Origin of the sequence: Hephaestia sp. MAHUQ-44, assembly GCF_023806085.1 — a bacterium.
Classification (GTDB): Bacteria; Pseudomonadota; Alphaproteobacteria; order Sphingomonadales; family Sphingomonadaceae; genus Sphingomonas.
In genome coordinates, this window is sequence record NZ_JAMSLX010000019.1 from 1 (window position 1) to 20,000 (window position 20,000).

Sequence of the window (20,000 nt, forward strand, 5' to 3'; positions counted from 1 at the left end):
ATGGCTCGATCCGCCGCATCTGCGCATCCGAAAGCCAGATCAGATCATTCATGGCAACGCCTCCTCACGCCGCCATTGAATCAACCAATCGCCTTCCCGGCAAGAGATTTAATAGGTCCTGATCCTAGCTGACATTCGAATGCGTCGGTGTTGGATTCCGGGTCCGCCAGCATTGCTACCGTTTCCAAGCCCTGACGAACTCGTCAAAAGCGGTCCTCCATTCATCGAACGGTCGACGCATCGAAGTGACGTGGCCTGGGACAAAGCCGTCATTCCCGTCGCATCGCCAAATGTCGGCTTTTCGCGAGACCTGGCATCTGCGCGATCGGCTAGCCTTCAATATCCGATAGTCGCAAACCCTTTGCGATGGTCCGCCCGCCGACCGGATGGCTCGAGTCCGCCACGGAGAACCTCTGAGACAACCAATCGTTTCGGGCGCGGGCGAAACAGTATAGAAACGCGGCGTCTGTTGGGGGATGATCGAACACCGTGAAATTCTTTGTCGGAACTCAGCAACCTGCTTACCAGGGCATACCGACCTTCCAGTTGATCAAGGACAATTGGAACGACTGGTTCAAATGGTACACGCTCTACGCGATGCGCGCGATCCTGCCCGACGGCTCGATTGTCGAATTGGGAAGCGTGAAAATCGCGCGCCAAGGCATGACTGAGGACCAAGGCAGCACCGACTTGCCGCCGGTCTTCGACGCCTTGGACGCAACCTATTTCTCGGTCGGCCAGGGCGAGAATTATTACGAGACGCTGATCTCGCTCGGCGATGACGTGCGCACCGGCTTTCTGACCGCAATGCGCGACTGCGCGTTCACGCCGGCCATCCTCGACGCCAACGCCAACGAGCCCGTACTTCAAAGTTCGCTTCTGCGCGATATCGAAATGTCGCGGGTTCGCGAGCGCTTCAATCGCCTTGCCCACGGCCAGGTCGCGCTGTCGCCCTACAGCTTCGACTATCTTTTTCCGCCCGATCCTCAGGCGCTAACGCCGCCGCCCGTCCTTAGCTTTGCGGTGACGCCGAACTCGCTGCCGGCGACCAACATCCATGTGCTGATCGGCCGCAACGGCGTCGGCAAGACCCGCTGCTTCGACTTCCTGGCTCGCGCATTCCTGGGAATGCCGGCGGACGATCCGCAACAGTCCGTCGGGCAGCTGCGCAACCGCGCCGCCAATCCCTGGGGGATCGAAGACCTGGACGCCGATCCCGGCTTCGCAGGTTTGGTCACGGTGTCGTTCAGCGCTTTCGATTCCACCGGCCCGCTGGGCGGCGCCAGCAGTGGCGAAAAGCGTTACGCTTATGTCGGACTGGTCACGCACGAAGCCCCGCAGACCGGCTTGCCGGTCGCGATGCCGCGCGGTCCGCGCGTTAAGGACGGCCACGAACTGGCGTACGAATTTGCCAAGAGCATGCTCGCCTGCCGCGAAGGCGTCCGGCGACGCCGCTGGGAAAACGCCCTGCGGACGCTGGAAGCCGATCCTCTGTTTGCCGAGGCGAACGTCTCTGCGCTCGCCGATTATCAGGGGCCAGATCTCGAACAGCTGGCACGCAGCCTGTTTCGGCGGATGAGCTCGGGCCATGCCGTTGTGCTCCTTTCGATGACCCGCCTAGTTGAGCTGGTCGAAGAGAAATCGCTCGTCTTGATTGATGAGCCCGAGAGCCATCTTCACCCGCCATTGCTGTCGGCGTTCGTACGCGCGTTGTCGGACTTGCTGATCAACCGCAATGGCGTCGCGATCATCGCCACGCATTCGCCGGTCGTGCTGCAAGAGGTCCCGAAATCCTGTGCCTGGAAGCTGAGCCGCGTCGGCCGCGAAGCTCGCGCCGATCGCCCCGAGCACGAAACCTTCGGCGAAAATGCCGGCACGCTGACCCGCGAGGTGTTCGGGCTGGAGGTGACGCAGACCGGATTTCATAAGCTGATCGCCGATCGAGCCGAGGGCCGCACCTACGAGCAGATCTTGGCGCTGTTCGACGGCCAGCTCGGAGCCGAGGGCCGGGCGCTCGCGCGGGCACTCAGTCTCGTCCTACCCGACCAGCCCCCGCCCGAGGGCGACGAATAGGATGCGCACGCTCCCGATGCCGCCGCAGTCGGCGGCCGATGTGCTGGCAACCTGTATCGGCGGCGTTGCCGATCCGGCCCTGCGGCTTCGTCTGCAAGCGATCACGGCACAGCTCGTTGCGGACGCCGCCAGTTACGACCAACTCGCCCGTGTTCAAAGCCTGCATCAGGTTGTGCGCGCGCCGAATGTCGGCGCCGTCACCCGGCCTGAGCTCGAAGCGCTCTATTCAAAACAGATGAGCGCTACGAACGGCGCGGCGCGCGTGATCTACAGCGCGCTTCGTAACGCCGCGCCCAATGGCAAATGCCCGCTTTGCGGCATCGGCACGGTCACAGTGCTCGACCACCATCTCCCAAAGGCGCGCTATCCCAATCTGTCAGTCTGCCCCTTCAACCTCGTTCCGGCTTGCGACTTCTGCAACAACGCCAAGCGGGCGCGCTTCCCGACCTGCGCGGAAGAGCAGACCCTCCACCCATATTATGACGACTACACACAGCAGCAGTGGATATTCGCCCAGCTCGATGTCGCTGGGCCGCCCGTTCTCGTGTATCACGTCAATGCGCCGGCGCACTGGCCGCAGGTCGCGCGGCTCCGTGCAAAACAGCACTTCGATGTCGTCAAACTCGGCGTGAGCTACACCTCGAACGCGAATGATGATCTCATTCCCTTGCGCGATCATCTCACCAGGATCGCGGCAACCAAGGGAGCAGCCGGCGTGCAGGCCTATCTCGCCGAAGAGCAGGCGCGATACGCCTCTCGGCTAAATTGCTGGCAACACGTCATGTTTCAGACGCTGGCTGCCAACCCGTGGTTCATCGGTGGCGGGTATCTTCAAATCCCGCAATGATATCAGGTGGCCACCACAAATGTTAGGAGCCGACAATCGGCGGTTGCGTATCTAATATGCTGAGTTAAATCTGTGTTCGGGGGAAGGCTTCATTGGATAACCGAGTATTCTGGATCGTCGAACAGCGCCTGCTGGACCACGCATTTTCATGGGGCGGGGACTACTAGGGGTTTGGCTGGCGAATCCGACATATGGGGCGGCGACGAGTGGGAAGGCCATGTCCTTCACCTCCTTCAGGCGGAACACGGCGCGCACAACGTTCAGAAGGTGCCTGCAAAGCATCTCGGTGATTGCGGACTCGACTTCATCTGCCTGCACGAGCAGCTCGTGTATCAGTGCTACGCCGTCCAGGAGCCGGTCGACGTTGCGGTCCGTGCGGACAAGCAGAAGTCGAAGATCACGACCGACATCAAGAAATTCTGCGATCCGAACGGCGGTGCGGCCGCAATCCTGACGGGCCAGAAAATCAAGCGCTGGATACTAGCCGTGCCGCTGCACGACAGCAAAGCGGTAGTCGAGCACGCGGCGAAGAAGGCGGCTGAGGTCAGGGCGAAGAATCTGCCGTATGTCGATGGTGACTTCCAGATCATCATTCAAGATCGGGAGACCTTCGACGCCGAAACCTGGAATCACAGGATGCTTCTGCGGAAGCGCATCCGCCCAATAGTGCCGGAGCCCACCGACGAAGACGTTGCGACAGTATCCGACGGGGATCAGAGGCTCGCTGACAATCTTCGCACTAAAATGGTGAAGCGTGTGTCGGACTCCGGCGAGTTGGAGGACGTCGTCGATGATCTGCTCCGCGTGTTTGTTCAATCGGAGAATGCGAAGGACGCGCTGCGTTCCATGGCACCGGACGCCTATGAGAACGTTGTGCGCCTGATCTCGGAAAGGTTGAGGCGACTGCGGCTCGGATCGCGCAGGCTTGTCGGTGACCCCTTGGACGCCGAGATTGACTCGCTGAAGACCGCGATACTGGCTGCAGTTCCAAACCTCGATCCCGGCACGGCCGACACGATCGCGCTCGGGGCCGTGAGCGATTGGCTCATGCGCTGCCCGTTGAAGCTCGACTGATATGGAAGAGGCCAATCGCATCCGGTCGAAGCTGACCGGCGAGTTCTCGGTGACACAGCGTCCCGAGCCGATCCCAGGCGACCTGCGCCTTGGTTGGGGCATCTCGCTGCTGCTGCTCGTTCTCGCGTCATCACGCGGGCAGCGTTGCAGTCTGCAGAAGGTTCATTTCCTCGCCCATTTGAGCCGCACGGCTGAATCGCGACAGCAGATGCGTGAGGTCCTTGCGAGGCGTAGGGGGCCGGTTGACCTTTCGGTCCGCATCGAGCCTTGGGTAAACCGGGCAGCGGCGTTCGCCGCCGCCACCGGGCTGGTGCACGTTCGAGACGGCAAGGCCCTAGCGCTGTCCGACGAAGGCAAGAAGGCGGTGGCGGCGATCCGGAAGGAGAAGCTGCTCGAGGATGAAGCTTCGTTTCTCGATGACGTCGGCAAGCTGACGACGGAGCAGGTGGTGGAGCGGATAATGAAGATGGAAGCGTTCTGATGCTCCGCATTAGGCATATCAGGTTGCGCGCTGAAACGACTGGCGGTCTATACGGAACTGACGTCAGGCTCGACGGCGGACTGACCGTTCTCCACGCGCCGAACACGTCCGGCAAATCGACCGTCCTCCACGCGTTTCTCTATGCTTTAGGTCTTGAGCAAATGCTCAGCCCGAGGCGGGAGATCCCTCTCTCCTACGCGATGCGGGAATACGTCCAGAATCCGGCCAACGGGGTCGAGCATAAAATTCTCGAGTCATACGTCGCCGTAGAAATTGAGAACGCCAGTGGTCAGATAATGACGGTGCGGCGCAACGTAATCGCCGAAGGTGACCGGCGGCTGATAAGTGTCATTGGTGGCCCGGAGCTAACCGAAGGCCCCGGCGACTATGCCCGCCGCGATTGCTTCGTGATGGATGCTGGCGGCGCTCAGCGGGAGGCTGGCTTCCACCGGCTCCTGGCTGAGTTCATGAGCTGGAACCTGCCGACGGTGAAGAGGTTCGATGGCGGCGACTGCCCGCTCTACGTCGAAACCCTGTTCCCACTGTTCTTCGTCGAGCAGAAGGTGGGTTGGACCGCGATACCCGGCGCGATACCGACTCAGTTCAGGATACGAGAAGTCCACCGGCGAAGCGTCGAGTTCCTGATGGATTTCGATACCCACGACATGGAGCTTAGGCGACAGGACCTCGAACTGCGCATGGGCGCGGCAAGGACCGATTGGGCCAAATCTGTGGATGCAATCGTTGCGCTTGCCACGGCATCGGGCTTCAGAACCGCACGCCTGCCGATGGCGCCGACCGCGTTGGGAAGCGATGTCGAAAACGCCTATCTGGAATACCAGAAGAACGGCGAATGGCTGCGCTTGCAGACGCGCATCGCGGCTCTGGCAGAGCAGCTTGAGAGGCTCGAGAAGGAATCCATCCCCGAGGTGGAAGGTGTCGTCGAAGGCGCGGCGGCGGAGGCCGAGGCACTCAGCGCTGAGATCATGTCGTTGAACACGGAACGGTCGACGATTTTCCGGGATCGACAGGCCGAACTCGTCCAGCAGGCATCGACCGCACAGCGGATTGCCCAGCTCGAGGAGGACCTTCAGAAGAACAAGGACGCGCTAAAGCTCCAGAATTTCGGCTCCACGCTTTCACGCGAGCTCGACCCCAACCACTGTCCGACGTGTGAGCAGGCGATCGATCAGTCGCTTCTGCCACAGGGGACGTTGGAGTCGGTGATGTCTATTGAGGGCAACATTGAATACCTCAGCGCCCAGAGGAAGGTGTTCAAGCGGCTCACCGATCGCTCGGTCGCCATGATCCGCGAACTAGATCTGGAACTGGTATCGACGGGCGAAGAAGTCAGAAGTAAGTCGGCACGTCTCCGCGCGCTAAAGTCCGATCTGATCGCTCCGTCACATGCCGCGTCTGCGGCGTTCATCGAAGAACGACTTCGTCTCGAACAAGAACTGGTTCGCATCGGCGACACTATGGGGCGGTTCGAGCAGCAGCTTGATGCGTTGAACGAGCAGGCACGAGCCTGGCGGGATATGCTGGCCGAACGCGCCGACCTTCCGGAAGCGAGGCTGAGCGACGAGGACGTCGGCAAGCTGTCAAAGCTGGAGACGTCGATCCGCTCCCAGCTCGTCAGGTATGGGTTCGGTACTTTCCCGGCGAAGGATCTCACTGTGTCGCACGACAGCTACCGGCCGGAGAAGGAGGGCTTCGAGATCGGGTTCGAGCTTTCCGCCAGCGATAGCGTTCGACTCAAGTGGGCCTATCAGCTCGGGCTGCTGGACGTTTCCCATGGCAGCAAGACTAATCATCCGGGGCTTGTGGTTTTCGACGAACCCCGACAGCAGGAGGCGGCAGAGGCTAGTGTCGCTGGGCTGCTGTCGGAGGCGTTCAGGATAGCGAATGGGCGCTCTCAGATTCTGATCGCCACTAGTGAGGATCTATCGAAAGTGAAGGGGTTCCTGGATGGAATCGAATGCCAACTGCTGGTGTTCGATGGAAAGATGATCGCACCGATATCGGACGACGCCAGTTCCTGACGGGTATTCGGCGTCTGTCCCAAACCGCCACGCGAGCAGTCGGCCATTCCGCGTCCAGACGTTGAATAATCGGATTCGGCGTGAACGGACGTTCGCGACACCGCGTCGGAACGGCGACTATTGGTCGAGAACAGCCGCTTCGATCGAAGCTTACATTCTGTCTGGAGCCGCCAACAAAGCTGCCATCCTCAGCGTTAAATCACCTTGTCAAAAGTCGTCGTACATTCATGTTAGGCGAACATGTCCCTATCTACAGACCAACTCGCATATTTTGCGCAAACTACCCGTCGCTCGGCGATCGATTTCTTGTTCGAGCAGTCCTGGGTGAGGCTCTATCGCTGTGATGGCGACGAAGCGTGGTTCAGTGGCCTTCTAGCGCCCGATCAGGTTGGCAAGGCGCTGGGCGATATCACGTGGGATCTCCACTGGCACAACATGCGTCCATCGATCGTGACCTATACGTCGGGCCCAGATGCGCGCGTCGAATATGAGCGGTTTCAAGACGAAGGCGTCGAACCCATCGTGATCGTGCGTGAGTGTGGGGAAGGGCTATTTTTCGTCGAGTTGGCTGAGGATATTCGTCTTTATCTCAACCTCTATCCGGGCGAAGATGGCGCGCTCATCCAGCATGGTGCTAGCGGCGAGATCGAGGTGGTCGCCAAGATCGATGCACATGAGGTGCGCATCCGCAAAGGGCCGTTGCTCCAATATCTTTCGGCGCGCCAGATTTATCTCGCCATCTATTTCGACCACGTTGCGACGCTCAAAGGAGAGGCTTCCAATCCGCTGCCGGAAGCTGAGCGCTATGCTGACGTTCGCGAGCATGACCGCTGCTGGAGCTTTGGATCGCTCGACGATATGCGGGAGCCTCTTTCGCGGCTCTGCGGCAAGCGGCTGCTCGCTCCACCCCCAAGATCTCACGCAGACGATCGAAATGAGAAAGATGATCGCTGCACTTCGTTTATCATCCACGAGGACGATCTCGGTTGTCCGGTCGAACATTCGGCCGATCCGAAAGCGCTGGCGAATCTGTTCGGCGCCAATCCCGAGGCACCGGACTATCTGACACCGGTCTATTTCCGGCGGGACGTGCTCGACCGCTATTTCCACAATCCAGGCCGCTACGAGGTGAGCGATGGCGTCGTGCGCTGCGACCCGCATTGGATACTGCGCATGGACGATGATCATCGGGAACGCGTGGTCGTATTCCTGGGCGATCTGGGACGCGACCTGCCCTATACCGAACAGCTCCATTGGCGCGCGCATAATGTTCTACCCGATGGCAGTTTGAGTGTGACTGCGCGGACGCGAAGCTTCGACGCGCAGTTTGCCGATGGTGAGCAGCCCGAGCATCGTTTCAAATTCGCCTATCGACGCTTCTGCAATCGCTGGCTCGATGTGCATGGCTGGCCGCTGTTCAGGCCGCTTGCGACCGGAGACGAGCATCTTTTGACAAAGCTGCATGTGCCGACCAGCGACAATCCCGCCGAACTCGATGCCCAGTTGCTGGGCCTTGCCAAGATTCTTGTCGACAGCCTCAACGATGGCGCACTCGATGCTCAGTTAGGCGAGGCCGAGGCGTGTGAACGCAGCCTCGGAAAGCTCCAGCGCTTTCTCGACGGACGCGGCTATCTCCATGCTGCACGCGATCTCGCAACGCTCCGGGCAATCCAGTCCCTGCGCTCGACCGGTGCGGCGCATGGACGTGGATCAGGCTATACAAAGGCCCTGAAGCGCTTGAAGCTCTATGGTAAACCAGCCCAGACAATCGTGACCGCGTTGATCGAAGATGCAATCCTCATGCTAGATGGGCTCACCGATGCTGCTACCGATCTGGCGGCCTTACCGACAGCATAGGCACTGGCCCAGTATAGGCTTGGGTCATTTTGTGACGTTGTGCGAGTAGTGACGACACATGAGGATGATCGCCAACAGAGCGGTCGTTGGGAAACTCGTGCAGCCTTCCTGAAATCTGCCGCTCATTCATGCCGGTCCTGGCGTCGGCAATGGGACTTACCCGCCATTCACGAGTGCACGAAGAACGGCGGCTTTCGCCAGGAGCGGACGTGCGACAATTTGCCGATGCCATCCCCGAAACAAGCAAAACTGGTTGATTGCTGTCCAGTAGCCAGCGGCAGAAAAACGTGAGAAGCTGATGCCTATCTTTCAATATTCATTCGGAAATGCGCCTCTCGCCCAGGTCGAACTTCACCTCAACCCATTTTCCAAAAGAGAAAGAACGGACTGAACCCGGGTAATGCCCTCAGCGTGCACCAGATGCACCAATCCTTCAATTTCATATCAGTCATGCGGAGCGTGCTACATGCGAAATCACTCTTTACACGGACAAAAATCGGCATCAATCCGGCTGGCGTAGCTGGAGATACTGTCGATGCGCGTTTTGCCATGGTCGATGCTCTGCACTGTGGCTTTTGCCTCGCCAGCGTCCGCGCAGGACGCGCTGCCGCTCCCGCTTGATTATGGTGCTGCGCAAGAGCGGTTGCTCCATCGCTCCGACGCAATCGAGGCTTCTGCTGCAAATCTGCGCGGCAAGGAGGCACAGGAGGGGGCGACGCGGACGCTCGGCCGCCCCGATGTCGATGTCGAGGCGCAACTGCTGCAATATCAGAAAACGCTCTATCTGCCGCTCGGCTCGCTGGCGCCCGTCGCCGAATCCTTCGGCATCCGCGATCCGCTGAAGTTCCGCCAGGAACGCACCAGCACGCGGCCGATCATCACGGCCACGATGCCGCTCTACGCTGGCGGGCAGATCAGCGGCACGCAGGCCGGTGCCCGCGCCCAGGTCGCGCAGGCGAAAGCGGATCGGGACATCGCAATCGACAATGCGCTCGTCCAGCTTGTCCATGCCTATTATGGGCAACAGCTTGCCGAGCGCGCGCTTGGCATTCGCCGCGATGTGCTCGAAGGCCTAGACCGCCATGTCGCCGATGCGGTTAAGCTCGAACAGGCGCGCTTCATCAGCCGCGCGCAACGCTTGCAGGCAGAGGTCGCCCGCGACGATGCGGCGCGCGCCTATGAACAGGCGATCGCTGACCTTGCCACCGCCAATGCCGCGCTCGCAGGATTGCTGCGAGCGCCGGCGGGGGTGCGCCCGATCAGCCCGCTCGGCGTCGATTCGCGCCCGCTGGCGCCGCTCGCCACATTCAAGGCCGCCGCCGAGATGCACCCCCAGATCGCCCGAATGCAGGCGCTGGAGGATCAGGCGGCCGCCGGGGTGAATATCCAGCAATCGAAGCTCCGGCCGACCCTCTACGGCTTCGGGCAATATAATTTCGACCGCCGCAATTCACTGCTCACCGACCCCGACTGGTCGATTGGCATCGGCTTGAAATACAAGCTCATCTCCGGTGCGGGCCGGCAGCAGCAGGTGGAGGCCGCGCGCGCGACGGTGGCGCAGGCCGATGCCGGGCTGCGCGAGGCGCGCACCCAACTCGATATTGGCGTGACCAAGGCGTGGAACGACGTGGAGGCGGCGCGTAAGCGTTTCCTGCTGCTTGACAGCGCGCAGGTCGCTGCGGACGAGAATGTGCGCCTCCAGACCTTGTCCTATCGCGAGCAGCAGGCGACGTCGCTCGACGTGATCGACGCGCAGCTCGGACGCGGCCGGGCCCGCATTCAGCGCGCGCAGGCGGCAAATGACTATGTTCAGGCGCTCGCCCAGTTGCTCAGCCTGAGCGGACAGATCGACCAGATGCCGGACTATCTCGCACGCGCCGACAAGGTGATCCCATGACTGACACCACGCGCGAAGACGCGCCGCTGCCTACTGACGCACCGGCACCATCGGACGCGCAAGACTCCGCTGACCCGCCCCCGCCCGCGCCCACCACGCGCCGCCCGCCAATGGCGATCATCGCAGTGCTCGTCGTTGCGGCACTGCTCGCGCTTGGCCTGTGGCTCAGCTATCGCCCCGTGCCCGATCAGCTTCAAGGCATGGTCGATGCGCGTACACTTCGGATCAGCAGCAAGGTAACCGGCCGGATCGCCGCCTTCCATGTCGAGGAGGGCCAGCCGGTGAAGGCGGGGCAGTTGCTCTACACGATCGCCAGCCCCGAAGTGGCCGCCAAGTCCGAACAGGCGGGCGGCGCGCTCGCGGCGGCACAGGCGGTGGAAAACAAGGCAGACGAGGGTGCGCGGCCGGAGGATATCCGTGCGGCGGAGGCACAGTGGCGCCGTGCACAGGCCGCCGCCGAGCTTGCCCAGACCACCTATGCGCGGACCCAGCGGCTCTATGAACAGGGTGTGCTTGCGGGTCAGAAGGCGGACGAGGCGCGCACCAATGCCGTGGCCTCCGCCGAACAGGCCAAGGCGGCGCGCGCGCAATATGATCTCGCGCTTGCCGGCGCGCGGTTGCAGGACAAAAGGGCGGCGAGCGGCCAGGTGCAGCAGGCGCGCGGCGCGGTGGCGGAGGTGCAAGCAGCCGCCGACGAAACCCGCGTCATTGCGCCGGCGGATGGCGAAATCGGCAAGCGGCTTGCCCAGCCCGGCGAACTGGTGCCGCAGGGTTTCCCGGTGTTCACGCTCACCGATACCGCGCACCCATGGGTGACGTTGAACGTGCGCGAGGATCAGCTCCACGGTCTCGCGCGCGGCAAGGAATTGGACGGCACGATCCCCGCGCTCGGTAATCGGCGAGCCCGCTTCCGCGTGATCTATACGGCGCCGGCAGGTGACTTTGCGACCTGGCGGGCGACGCGGCAATCGAGCGGTTTCGATATCAAGAGCTTTGAGGTTCGCGTTGTGCCCGTCGCGCCCATCGCGACGCTGCGGCCGGGGATGACCGTGCTGTTCGACTGGCCGGCATAGCAAGGTGGGGAGGGCCTTCGGCAGCGCACTGCGCCGGGAAGGGTGTTTCCTTGCCGCCAGTTTCTGGGATCGCGCGCTGCTGACCTGGATCCCGTTGCTGTTGATGGCGTTGGTGGCCATCCAGTTTTCCGCAGGTGTGATGCGCGACCTGCCGATCGCGGTGGTCGATCAGGACGGCACGGCCATCGCGCGCGAATTGACCCGCCGGCTCGATGCGGCACCGGGGCTGCGCGTCGTGGCGCAAGTCCCGGACATGCGGGCGGCTGAACGGCTCGTGCGCTCCAACCGCGCCTATGCGGTCGTACTGATCCCGGCGGATACCGAACGCGCGGTGCTGCGCGGGACGACGGGCAGCGTCACCAGCTTTTACAACGCCAGCTATTCGACCGCGTCGGGGGCGGCCCTGCGCGAGATCGGCGCGGTCGTGCAAGCCTATACCGCAACGCTCGCCGCCGAGCAGACTGCCGCGCTGGCCGGGCCCGGCCAGGTGCGCCGGCCACCGGTTGCCGCGCAGAGCACCATCCTGTTCAATCCACAGGGCAGCTACGAGCTGCAACTCGTGGCGCTGATCCACCCCGCGCTGCTGCACCTGATCTTCATGGTCGCCGTCACGAGCGCACTGGGCCGCGAATTGCGCGACGGCACGATCGGCGCATGGATCGGCGGTGAGGATCGACGAGGCGCGATCGCAGCGGTGGCGGGCAAATTGACGCCCTATCTAGCCGTCTTCACCGGCTGGGGATTGCTGGCGACCGGCTATCTCGCCGGGCTGCGCGGCTGGCCCGTCGCCGGCAGCGTGACGCTGCTGTTCGGCGGCTATGTCGCGATGTACCTCGCTTATATCGGCGTGACCTTGCTGATCGTCGGGCTCACCTTGTCGATGGGCAGGACGTTATCGATCGCCGGGCTTTACGCGGGCGCTTCCTTCGCCTTTGCGGGCGCGATCTTTCCGATCGAATCCGCCTCCAGCCTCGCCCGGATCTGGAGCGCGATCCTGCCCTATTCCGCCTTTGCCAAGCTGCTGTCCGAACAATGGAGCATGGGGGCGCCCGCGATGCAATCGGCCGGCCAACTGCTTGTCCTGCTCGCCTTTCTGATCGTGGGTACAGGCATCGGGCTGCCGCTTTACCTGGCGGCGTCACGCCGACCGCAGAGCTGGGGGCGGCGATGATCGGCCGCGCCTTTTTCGCCACTTTCCGCGCGATCTTTGCCGATAGCTCGGTACTGGTGCTGCTGATCGGCTCGTGCCTGCTGTATTCCTTCTTCTACCCCACCGCTTATTCGGGCGAGGTGCCCGTGCGGATGCCGGTGGCGGTGGTCGATCTGGATCATAGCGCCACCAGCCGATCGCTGGAGGCGCGGATCGGCGCGTTACAACAGGCCGAAGTGGTCGCGCGGCTGCCGTCCCCCGTCGTCGCGCTGCGCTGGCTGGAGGAACGGCGGGTCAGCGCGATCGTGGTGATTCCGCAGGGCTTTGAACAGCGCATCCTGTCCGGCGATCAGGGGACCGTCGCGCTCTATGGCAACGGCGCCTATCTGCTGCGCAGTTCGACCGCGCTTGCCGGTATCGGTGCGGCGCTGGGGGCGATCGGGCGCGATGCCGCGGTTGCGCAGGCGATGGCCAGCGGCGCGCCGGCCGCTGCCCCGCTGGCGATGATCCCGCGCCCCTTGTTCAACACGCGCGAGGGCTATGGCAGCACGATCTTTCCCGGCGTTGCCTTTCTCATCATCCAGCAGACCTTGCTGATGGGGCTCACCATGCTTGCCGCAACGATGCGTGAGCGCCAGGGGCCACCCAGTTTCGCGCCGCGCACCCTGCTCGGCATCGCGCTCGCCTTTTTTGTCATCGGCTTCGCGGACATCGCCTATTTCACCGGTTTCGTTTTCTGGTTTCAGGATTATCCGCGCGCCGCCGCCGATCCACTGACGCTGGTCGTGTCCGCAGCGCTGTTCCTATCCGCAACGGTCGCCGGCGCACTGGCCCTCGCCAGCTTTTTCCGCACGCGTGAACGCCCGCTCCAGTTGTGGATCGTCACCTCGGTCCCGATCTTCTTCCTGTCCGGTCTGTCCTGGCCAAGCGAAGCGACGCCGCACTGGCTAGCATTGCTGGCGCGCCTCCTGCCGACGACGCCGGGAATCCAACTGATGGTTGGTGTCAATCAGATGGGCGCAACGCTGGTCGAGCAGCGAAGTGCGTTGAGCAATCTCGCGCTGCTCACCATCTTTTACGGTGCGATCGCCGTATCGCGCTATCGACCCCGGCCTTGCGGAGTGACATAGCCCGCCGACTGCGCCTGCCCGCGCGGTCGCCAGCCATTCACATCTCACGACCGATTTTAAACTTCACGGGCGGACGAGGGGCGCCCTACGGCTGTCGGTTCACGGCCTCTTCCCCCCACTTGGGAATTGACGGTCGCTCAGTGGTTTCGGTCCCACCCGTGAGCGCGCAACGCGCAATTCCTCCCCCCTGCATGAATGGTTCCGAGAGCATGCCTTCAGAAATTGAATGTCACCAATTGGACGTTCTGCAACCCGACAATTTTACGAAACCTGGGCGGCCGGTTTTGGCAGGAGCTGACGTTCCCACGCCCCTTGGGGAATGACTTAACCGGGCGCGTTGCTGGCGCTGGCATCGATCAGCGGGAACGGCAGCTTATCGTCCCTCACGTTTCGGAAGCCGCCGTTCCGGACAGTCCAACATTGCGGCCGTACCAAAGTTAGCAAACTGGTGTCAGCTTTCCGCCGATTGAAGAACGTTCTCCAACGACAGGGATCGGCGCGCGAAGCGGTCGCGACAGGCGTCTGACGACACCAAGCGGTGAGAACATGCTTTATAACCCGGGCTGGCATCATGTGACCGAAAGCCCACGTACACATCAGCAGTCCGGCCGCCGAACCTTCTTATAGAGCTGCCGCGATCTATTCCGGAGGGTTTCGCCAGAGAAGCCAAGCCGAAAATCGGGCCATTTCTCCTTGCCAACTCAGAGGCGAGCGGGGAGAATCCAGACCGATGAAGAATGACATCGACCATTTGCCGGAAATTCAACGCGACGAACTGGCTCGCGTCCAGGAGGTGCTTCACGCCGAGTTTGCTAAGGCAATCTCACGCGCGACATCAGCGTCGCGCAAGAACGGCAAGATTTACAAGATCATCCTGTTCGGCAGCTATGCCCGGAGCGATTGGGTGGACGAGCCGGAGAACGGATATCAATCGGATTTCGACCTGCTCGTTATCGTCAGCCATCGCGATCTGACGGACATCGAGCATTACTGGTATGTCGCCGAGGATAAGATTCTTCGTGATGCCTCGATCGACCGTCCGGTCAACATCGTCGTGCATTCGCTCGACGAAGTGAATCAGGCGCTTGGCCGTGGAGAGTATTTCTGGGTCGACATCGCACGTGATGGCATCGTGCTCTATGACCTGCCGTGTCATCCACTCGCTACACCGATGCCGCTCACACCAGTCGATGCTTACGAAATGGCGAACAACTATTTCTCCGATTGGATCGAAAGAGTTGATGACGCGATCGAAATCGCAGAATTCTGTATTGATAAGGGGAAGTGGAAGGATGCCGCATTTACGCTACATCAAGCATCAGAGCGGGCATACGTTTGCTTCTTGTTGATCCGAACGCTCTACTTTCCGCGATCCCATAACATCAAGTTTCTTCGTTCTCTCGCTGAGGATAGCGAGTCGCGCCTGATCGAGGCGTGGCCGCGCGATTTGCGCCTCGATCGTCGCCGTTTCGAACTGCTGAAGCGTGCTTATGTCGAAGCCCGCTACTCCTCATCCTACGAGGTCGGCGCTGATGATCTCGACGCGATCCTGGCGTCGGTTCGTCGTCTTCGCGATATCGTCGAGCAGGTTTCGCGCGAGCGGGTCGAGCAGCTGCGCGAGGCCGCAGGTTTGACGAGCTGATCAGGGCAGCGGCAAGCCGAATTGTTGAAAATTGAAGGTATAGCGTTCGCTCGATGGGAAGGCCGCGAATGCCGTCAGGCGGCCACCTTCGTAGCGAAAATGCCACGTCTGTTCGGATCGCGGCATGGTCGCGGCAAAACAGGCCGGGTCGAGCAGCGCGATGTTTGCGCGGTGATCGGGATCGCGAACCGAGGCGTATCGTATCAACTGGGCGTCGATACCGCGCGCCGCATCGGCGAAACTCTGACACGAGGTGTAGTCATCGGGGTTCGTCCAGGCGGCCGCGTACGCGTCGAAGGGGCGCGCCGTCAGGTCCAAAGCGCGCTCAACGGTAATCGCGATCGTAAATGCGGAATGTTCGACCACTGTCGTCGGCGGCACGAATCCCGGCGAGCGCGAGAAGAATAGCAGCCGCCAGTAAGCGGTTTCCGCGACCGCCGTCGAAACATGCTCCGAGGCATAGAAGATGCCGGGCCGTTCGCTGGCGCGCCGGAACCGGGAGGCCTTTGCGTAACCGTAGCGAAATGGCGTTGCGAGCAGATAGTGAAGGCCGCGTGCCGCGACTGGCACGGCGGGTTTCACCTCGTCGACCAGTTGCTCGAGAATTGCTTGGTCTTCCGCGCTGGCCGCGAGGCGATTGGTCGAGATGCGGTGTTGTGCCTCGACCAGCCGCCAGATCGTGCCGGCGTAGCGGCGAAAGTTGGCAGGTGTCGGGACGGGGTCAGACCTGCGCGCGGAAGTCATCGACGTAATTCGTGACGGCGCCGAGTCCCCGGATTGAGCGGATCAGGTCGATCGGACGCCCGTCGAGATCGAGATTGGGGCTGCGCAGCCACGAACTGGAGGCGACGTCGTCGCTTCCCATCAGCGCGTCGAGGCTGCGGAAGAGTCGGACCAGATACTGGGCCAGTTCGAACGCCTTGCTCGACCGGTCGAGCTCGAACCCGCCCGATTTGAGCCGGGAGGCTGTCGCCGGTGATACGCCGAGGACGGCGCCGAGCTGTTCGTTTGTCAGTCCCCAGCACGCCGCGACCTGGGACACCGCTGCGGTCAGGACCCGATTCTCGTTACTGGATTGCCGTGTCTGCGTTGTCGCCATCATCGCTCTCAGGAATGAAATTACTACAGATCGATTATAGGAACGATTTGAAGATTTGCCAAGACGAGCGTTGTCGATCGTCGGATCGACAAAGCGAGCGAAAGTCGGCGCATTTTCACCCAACAGCACCATTCGAATTTGGACGGCGGGCGGCGATTTTGCGGGCGCCGGGACGATGGACGTGCCCGGCGGGGAGCACGCCATCATGACGCCCACCAAATTGCTCATCGGTCAGATCCTTGTCGTCTTCGCGATCGTGTTCGCGGGCGTATGGGCTGCGACCCAATGGGCCGCCGCCATGCTCGCCTATCAGCCCGAGCTGGGGTCTCCCTGGGTCGTAGTCGGCGGACTGCCGCTCTATCGTCCCTGGGCGCTGTTCGCCTGGTGGTATCATTTCGGCGCCTATGCCGAACACGTCTTCGACAAAGCGGGCGCGCTCGCCGCGGCGAGCGGGTTCGTCGGGTGCGGGGCGGCGATTTTCGGCTCGCTATGGCGCGCGCGCCAGTCGCGCAACGTCACGACCTACGGCTCGGCGCGGTGGGCCACCGAGCGCGAGATCGCGCAGGCCGGGCTCCACGCCGATGCCGGCGTGCTGCTGGGGCGTTTGGGCGGCCGCTATCTGCGCCATGCCGGTCCCGAACACGTGATGGCGTTCGCGCCGACCCGCTCGGGCAAGGGTGTCGGCCTGGTCGTGCCGACCCTGCTGTCCTGGACTGGCTCGGCCGTCATTCACGACATCAAGGGCGAGAACTGGACGCTGACCGCGGGATGGCGGTCGCGCTTCTCGTACTGCCTGCTGTTCAACCCAACCGATCCGCGCTCGGCGCACTACAATCCGCTGCTCGAGGTTCGGCGCGGCGCCAACGAGGTGCGCGACGTCCAGAACATCGCCGATATCCTGGTCGACCCCGAAGGCGCGCTCGAACGCCGCAACCATTGGGAGAAGACCAGCCATTCGCTGCTCGTCGGCGCGATCCTGCATATTCTCTACGCCGAGGAAGAGAAGACGCTGTCGCGGGTCGCGACCTTCCTGTCCGATCCGCAGCGCAGTTTCGTCACGACGCTGCGGCGGATGATGGAGACCAACCATCTCGGCGATCGCGACAACCCTCTCGTCCATCCGGTCGTCGCCTCGGCCGCGCGCGAACTGCTCAACAAGAGCGAGAACGAACGTTCGGGTGTTCTGTCGACCGCGATGTCGTTCCTCGGGCTCTACCGGGACCCGACCGTCGCCGAGGTCACGTCGCGCTGCGACTGGCGGATCGCCGATCTCATCGAGGGCGGCCGGCCCTTGTCGCTCTATCTCGTCATTCCCCCGTCGGACATCAGCCGCACCAAGCCGCTGATCCGTCTGGTCCTCAACCAGGTCGGCCGCCGGCTGACCGAACATCTCGACGCCCCCGGCAGCGCGGCGCGGCGCCACCAGCTGTTGATGATGCTCGACGAATTCCCCGCGCTCGGGCGTCTCGATTTCTTCGAGACGAGCCTCGCCTTCATGGCGGGCTACGGCATCCGCGCCTTCCTGATCGCGCAGAGCCTCAACCAGATCGAGAAGGCGTACGGCGAGCACAATTCGATCCTCGACAATTGTCACGTCCGCGTCGCGTTCGCGACCAACGACGAGCGCACCGCCAAGCGCATCTCCGACGCGCTCGGCACCGCGACCGAGCAGCGCGCGATGCGCAATTATGCCGGGCACCGGCTCGCGCCCTGGCTCGCGCACGTCATGGTCAGCCGGCAGGAAACCGCGCGCGCGCTGTTGACGCCGGGCGAGGTCATGCAATTGCCGGCAACCGACGAGCTGGTGCTGATCTCGGGGCTCGCGCCGATCCGCGCGACCAAGCTGCGCTATTTCGAGGATGGCAATTTCATCGCGCGCAAGGTGCCCGCACCGACGCTGAGCGACGGTCGCTACGCCGACACGCCCAAGGCCCGGTCGGACGACTGGGGCAGCGTCGTCCGGCACCGCGATGCCCGACTCGCCCAGCAAGCCGACATGGCCCGCGAGGACGAGGATGGCGGCCGTCAGCAGGAGCGCCATCCTGCGCTCGCCGAGGAGCGACGCGTCGAGATCGTCGATCCCAATCCGTCGCAGCCGGCCGCGCCGGGCGACGACGAGGGCGATCCCGCTGTCGACCAGCGCGCCATGGATCAGGCGCGCGGGCTGGGATCGCTCGCGCGCGGATACGGTCTCAACGAGAGCAGCGGGCGTGACCTGCTGCCGGGGATCTGAGGCGATGAAGGTCCGGCAGAACCTCTATATCGACCGGTCGATCAGCGACGCGCTCGAGGCGCTCGCCACGGCGCCCGGGGGCAACAAGAGCCGGCTCGTCAACGCCGCGCTCGCCGACTGGCTCGAGCGTCGCGGATCGAAGAAGATCGACGATCTGCTCAAGGTCCGGCTCGACCGCATGTCGCGCGAGCAGGATCGGATCCGCCGCGACATCGAGGTCGTGCTCGAGAGCCTGTCGCTCTTTGTCCGCTACCAGCTGACCGTCACCGCGCCCTTGCCCGACGCCGACAGCGCCGCGCGCGCGATCGGACGCGAGCGCTTCGAGGCGTTCGTCTCGCAGGTCGGCCGCCAGCTCGCCTCGGGGGCACGCACGCTCGGGCCGCCGACAGGCGAGGGGGCCTCGTCATGACCGCGAGCGATCCGATCTCCGCCGATCGCCGCAGGGCGATGTTGCGCACCGCGATGGGGCCGACGATCGCCAAGGCGCTCGCCGACCCGCTGGTCGTCGAGGTGATGGTCAATCCCGATGGCGCGCTGAGACTCGATACGTTGGGCGAGGGCCGCAGCGACACGCTCGTCCGCTTCGACCCCGTGCAGATCGAGCGCATCATTCGCCTGGTCGCGAGCCACGCGCGGATGGAGGTGCATGCCGCCTCGCCGATCATCTCGGCCGAGCTGCCGGCGCATGGCGAGGGGGCAGGCGAACGCTTCGAAGGCGTGCTGCCGCCCGTCTCGCGCGCGCCGTGCTTCTCGATCCGCAAGCCCGCGACACGGCTCTACACGCTCATGGATTATGTGAGCGATGGCATCATGACCGCCGACATGGCGCGGCTGCTGTCGCTCGCGGTGGTCGAGCGGCGCAATATCCTCGTCGCCGGCGGCACCAGCTCGGGCAAGACGACGCTTGCCAACGCGCTGCTCGCCGAGATGGCGCATCTCGATGAGCGCGTGATCCTGATTGAGGATACGCGCGAGCTGCAGTCGCCTGCGGCCGATACGGTCGCGCTGCGCACGCGCGCCGGCGCGGTCACCATGGCCGATCTGGTGCGCTCGACGCTGCGCCTGCGGCCCGACCGCATCATCGTCGGCGAAGTCCGCGGGCGCGAAGCGCTCGACATGCTCAAGGCCTGGAATACCGGCCATCCCGGCGGGATCGCGACCGTCCATGCCAATGGCGCGGTCGCCGCGCTGCATAGGCTCGAGCAACTCGTTCAGGAAGCCGTCGTCACCGTCCCGCGGCAGCTGATCGCCGACGCGATCGACATGGTCGTCTTCATCGCCGGCCGCGGCGCCGGCCGCCGCGTCGACACCGTCGCCCGGGTAACCGGGCTCGACGCTGACGGCGGCTTCGCGGTCGTCGACTTGGTCCCCGCTCCCATCCTCACCTCGCTCGGAGACTGAT

General features: G+C 63.0%; 16 protein-coding genes. 14 read left to right on the forward strand and 2 right to left on the reverse strand.

The features are described from left to right. Positions 1 to 489: 489 nt before the first annotated feature. The 11 genes from NFE57_RS16805 to NFE57_RS15240 all read left to right on the forward strand — a co-directional run bounded on the left by NFE57_RS16805 (position 490) and on the right by NFE57_RS15240 (position 15,266). Positions 490 to 2,073: an AAA family ATPase gene (locus NFE57_RS16805; RefSeq protein ID WP_252136441.1), complete on the forward strand. Its 1,584-nt coding sequence runs from the start codon at positions 490 to 492 to the stop codon at positions 2,071 to 2,073. A gap of 1 nt (position 2,074) precedes the next feature. Then, on the forward strand, positions 2,075 to 2,920 hold the full coding sequence (locus NFE57_RS15195; RefSeq protein WP_252136442.1) for an HNH endonuclease: 846 nt from the start codon (positions 2,075 to 2,077) through the stop codon (positions 2,918 to 2,920). A 171-nt stretch (positions 2,921 to 3,091) separates the two neighbouring features. Next, on the forward strand, positions 3,092 to 3,994 hold the full coding sequence (locus NFE57_RS15200; RefSeq protein ID WP_252136443.1) for a hypothetical protein: 903 nt from the start codon (positions 3,092 to 3,094) through the stop codon (positions 3,992 to 3,994). A 1-nt stretch (position 3,995) separates the two neighbouring features. After that, the gene (locus NFE57_RS15205; RefSeq protein ID WP_252136444.1) at positions 3,996 to 4,475 is read left to right on the forward strand and encodes a hypothetical protein; all 480 of its coding nucleotides are present in this window, start codon (positions 3,996 to 3,998) and stop codon (positions 4,473 to 4,475) included. Then, positions 4,475 to 6,517, forward strand: a complete 2,043-nt coding sequence (locus NFE57_RS15210; RefSeq protein ID WP_252136445.1) for an AAA family ATPase — start codon at positions 4,475 to 4,477, stop codon at positions 6,515 to 6,517. Before NFE57_RS15205 ends, NFE57_RS15210 begins: the two co-directional genes overlap by 1 nt. A gap of 324 nt (positions 6,518 to 6,841) precedes the next feature. Further along, the gene (locus tag NFE57_RS15215) at positions 6,842 to 8,374 is read left to right on the forward strand and encodes a hypothetical protein (RefSeq protein ID WP_252136446.1); all 1,533 of its coding nucleotides are present in this window, start codon (positions 6,842 to 6,844) and stop codon (positions 8,372 to 8,374) included. A 535-nt stretch (positions 8,375 to 8,909) separates the two neighbouring features. Further along, complete coding sequence (locus NFE57_RS15220; protein ID WP_252136447.1) at positions 8,910 to 10,271, forward strand: TolC family protein; 1,362 nt, start codon at positions 8,910 to 8,912, stop codon at positions 10,269 to 10,271. A 110-nt stretch (positions 10,272 to 10,381) separates the two neighbouring features. Further along, positions 10,382 to 11,344 (forward strand): HlyD family secretion protein, encoded by a 963-nt coding sequence (locus NFE57_RS15225; RefSeq protein ID WP_252136448.1) that lies wholly within the window; start codon positions 10,382 to 10,384, stop codon positions 11,342 to 11,344. A gap of 4 nt (positions 11,345 to 11,348) precedes the next feature. Beyond that, a complete protein-coding gene (locus NFE57_RS15230) occupies positions 11,349 to 12,515 on the forward strand; it encodes an ABC transporter permease (protein ID WP_252136449.1) in 1,167 nt (388 codons plus the stop codon). Beyond that, positions 12,512 to 13,624, forward strand: coding sequence for an ABC transporter permease (locus NFE57_RS15235; RefSeq protein ID WP_252136450.1), 1,113 nt, complete (start codon positions 12,512 to 12,514; stop codon positions 13,622 to 13,624). Before NFE57_RS15230 ends, NFE57_RS15235 begins: the two co-directional genes overlap by 4 nt. Before the next feature lie 730 nt (positions 13,625 to 14,354). Further along, on the forward strand, positions 14,355 to 15,266 hold the full coding sequence (locus NFE57_RS15240) for a nucleotidyltransferase and HEPN domain-containing protein (RefSeq protein WP_252136451.1): 912 nt from the start codon (positions 14,355 to 14,357) through the stop codon (positions 15,264 to 15,266). On the opposite strand, the gene NFE57_RS15245 is transcribed toward NFE57_RS15240, so the two are convergent. Both NFE57_RS15245 and NFE57_RS15250 read right to left on the reverse strand, forming a co-directional pair. Continuing rightward, positions 15,267 to 16,010, reverse strand: coding sequence for an RES family NAD+ phosphorylase (locus NFE57_RS15245; protein ID WP_252136452.1), 744 nt, complete (start codon positions 16,008 to 16,010; stop codon positions 15,267 to 15,269). Beyond that, the gene (locus NFE57_RS15250) at positions 15,988 to 16,593 is read right to left on the reverse strand and encodes an MbcA/ParS/Xre antitoxin family protein (protein ID WP_252136453.1); all 606 of its coding nucleotides are present in this window, start codon (positions 16,591 to 16,593) and stop codon (positions 15,988 to 15,990) included. Before NFE57_RS15250 ends, NFE57_RS15245 begins: the two co-directional genes overlap by 23 nt. Between NFE57_RS15250 and NFE57_RS15255 the strand changes: the two genes are divergently transcribed. From NFE57_RS15255 to trbB, 3 genes are read left to right on the forward strand one after another with little or no spacing between them, the layout of a single operon-like run. After that, a complete protein-coding gene (locus NFE57_RS15255; protein ID WP_252136454.1) occupies positions 16,571 to 18,598 on the forward strand; it encodes a conjugal transfer protein TraG in 2,028 nt (675 codons plus the stop codon). The genes NFE57_RS15250 and NFE57_RS15255 overlap by 23 nt on opposite strands. A 4-nt stretch (positions 18,599 to 18,602) precedes the next feature. After that, positions 18,603 to 19,007, forward strand: coding sequence for a CopG family transcriptional regulator (locus NFE57_RS15260; protein ID WP_252136455.1), 405 nt, complete (start codon positions 18,603 to 18,605; stop codon positions 19,005 to 19,007). Beyond that, positions 19,004 to 19,999: a P-type conjugative transfer ATPase TrbB gene (trbB, locus tag NFE57_RS15265; RefSeq protein ID WP_252136456.1), complete on the forward strand. Its 996-nt coding sequence runs from the start codon at positions 19,004 to 19,006 to the stop codon at positions 19,997 to 19,999. Before NFE57_RS15260 ends, trbB begins: the two co-directional genes overlap by 4 nt. The last annotated feature ends 1 nt before the right edge of the window (position 20,000 follow it).

What these genes read in the sequence shown, in the direction of transcription:
- NFE57_RS15195 (WP_252136442.1), top strand. Translation starts at nt 2,075, where the DNA reads ATGCGCACGCTCCCGATGCCGCCGCAGTCGGCGGCCGATGTGCTGGCA.
- NFE57_RS15205 (WP_252136444.1), top strand. Translation starts at nt 3,996, where the DNA reads ATGGAAGAGGCCAATCGCATCCGGTCGAAGCTGACCGGCGAGTTCTCG.
- NFE57_RS15210 (WP_252136445.1), top strand. Translation starts at nt 4,475, where the DNA reads ATGCTCCGCATTAGGCATATCAGGTTGCGCGCTGAAACGACTGGCGGT.
- NFE57_RS15220 (WP_252136447.1), top strand. Translation starts at nt 8,910, where the DNA reads ATGCGCGTTTTGCCATGGTCGATGCTCTGCACTGTGGCTTTTGCCTCG.
- NFE57_RS15225 (WP_252136448.1), top strand. Translation starts at nt 10,382, where the DNA reads ATGGCGATCATCGCAGTGCTCGTCGTTGCGGCACTGCTCGCGCTTGGC.
- NFE57_RS15235 (WP_252136450.1), top strand. Translation starts at nt 12,512, where the DNA reads ATGATCGGCCGCGCCTTTTTCGCCACTTTCCGCGCGATCTTTGCCGAT.
- NFE57_RS15240 (WP_252136451.1), top strand. Translation starts at nt 14,355, where the DNA reads ATGAAGAATGACATCGACCATTTGCCGGAAATTCAACGCGACGAACTG.
- NFE57_RS15245 (WP_252136452.1), bottom strand. Translation starts at nt 16,010, where the DNA reads ATGACTTCCGCGCGCAGGTCTGACCCCGTCCCGACACCTGCCAACTTT.
- NFE57_RS15255 (WP_252136454.1), top strand. Translation starts at nt 16,571, where the DNA reads ATGACGCCCACCAAATTGCTCATCGGTCAGATCCTTGTCGTCTTCGCG.
- NFE57_RS15250 (WP_252136453.1), bottom strand. Translation starts at nt 16,593, where the DNA reads ATGAGCAATTTGGTGGGCGTCATGATGGCGTGCTCCCCGCCGGGCACG.
- NFE57_RS15260 (WP_252136455.1), top strand. Translation starts at nt 18,603, where the DNA reads ATGAAGGTCCGGCAGAACCTCTATATCGACCGGTCGATCAGCGACGCG.
- trbB (WP_252136456.1), top strand. Translation starts at nt 19,004, where the DNA reads ATGACCGCGAGCGATCCGATCTCCGCCGATCGCCGCAGGGCGATGTTG.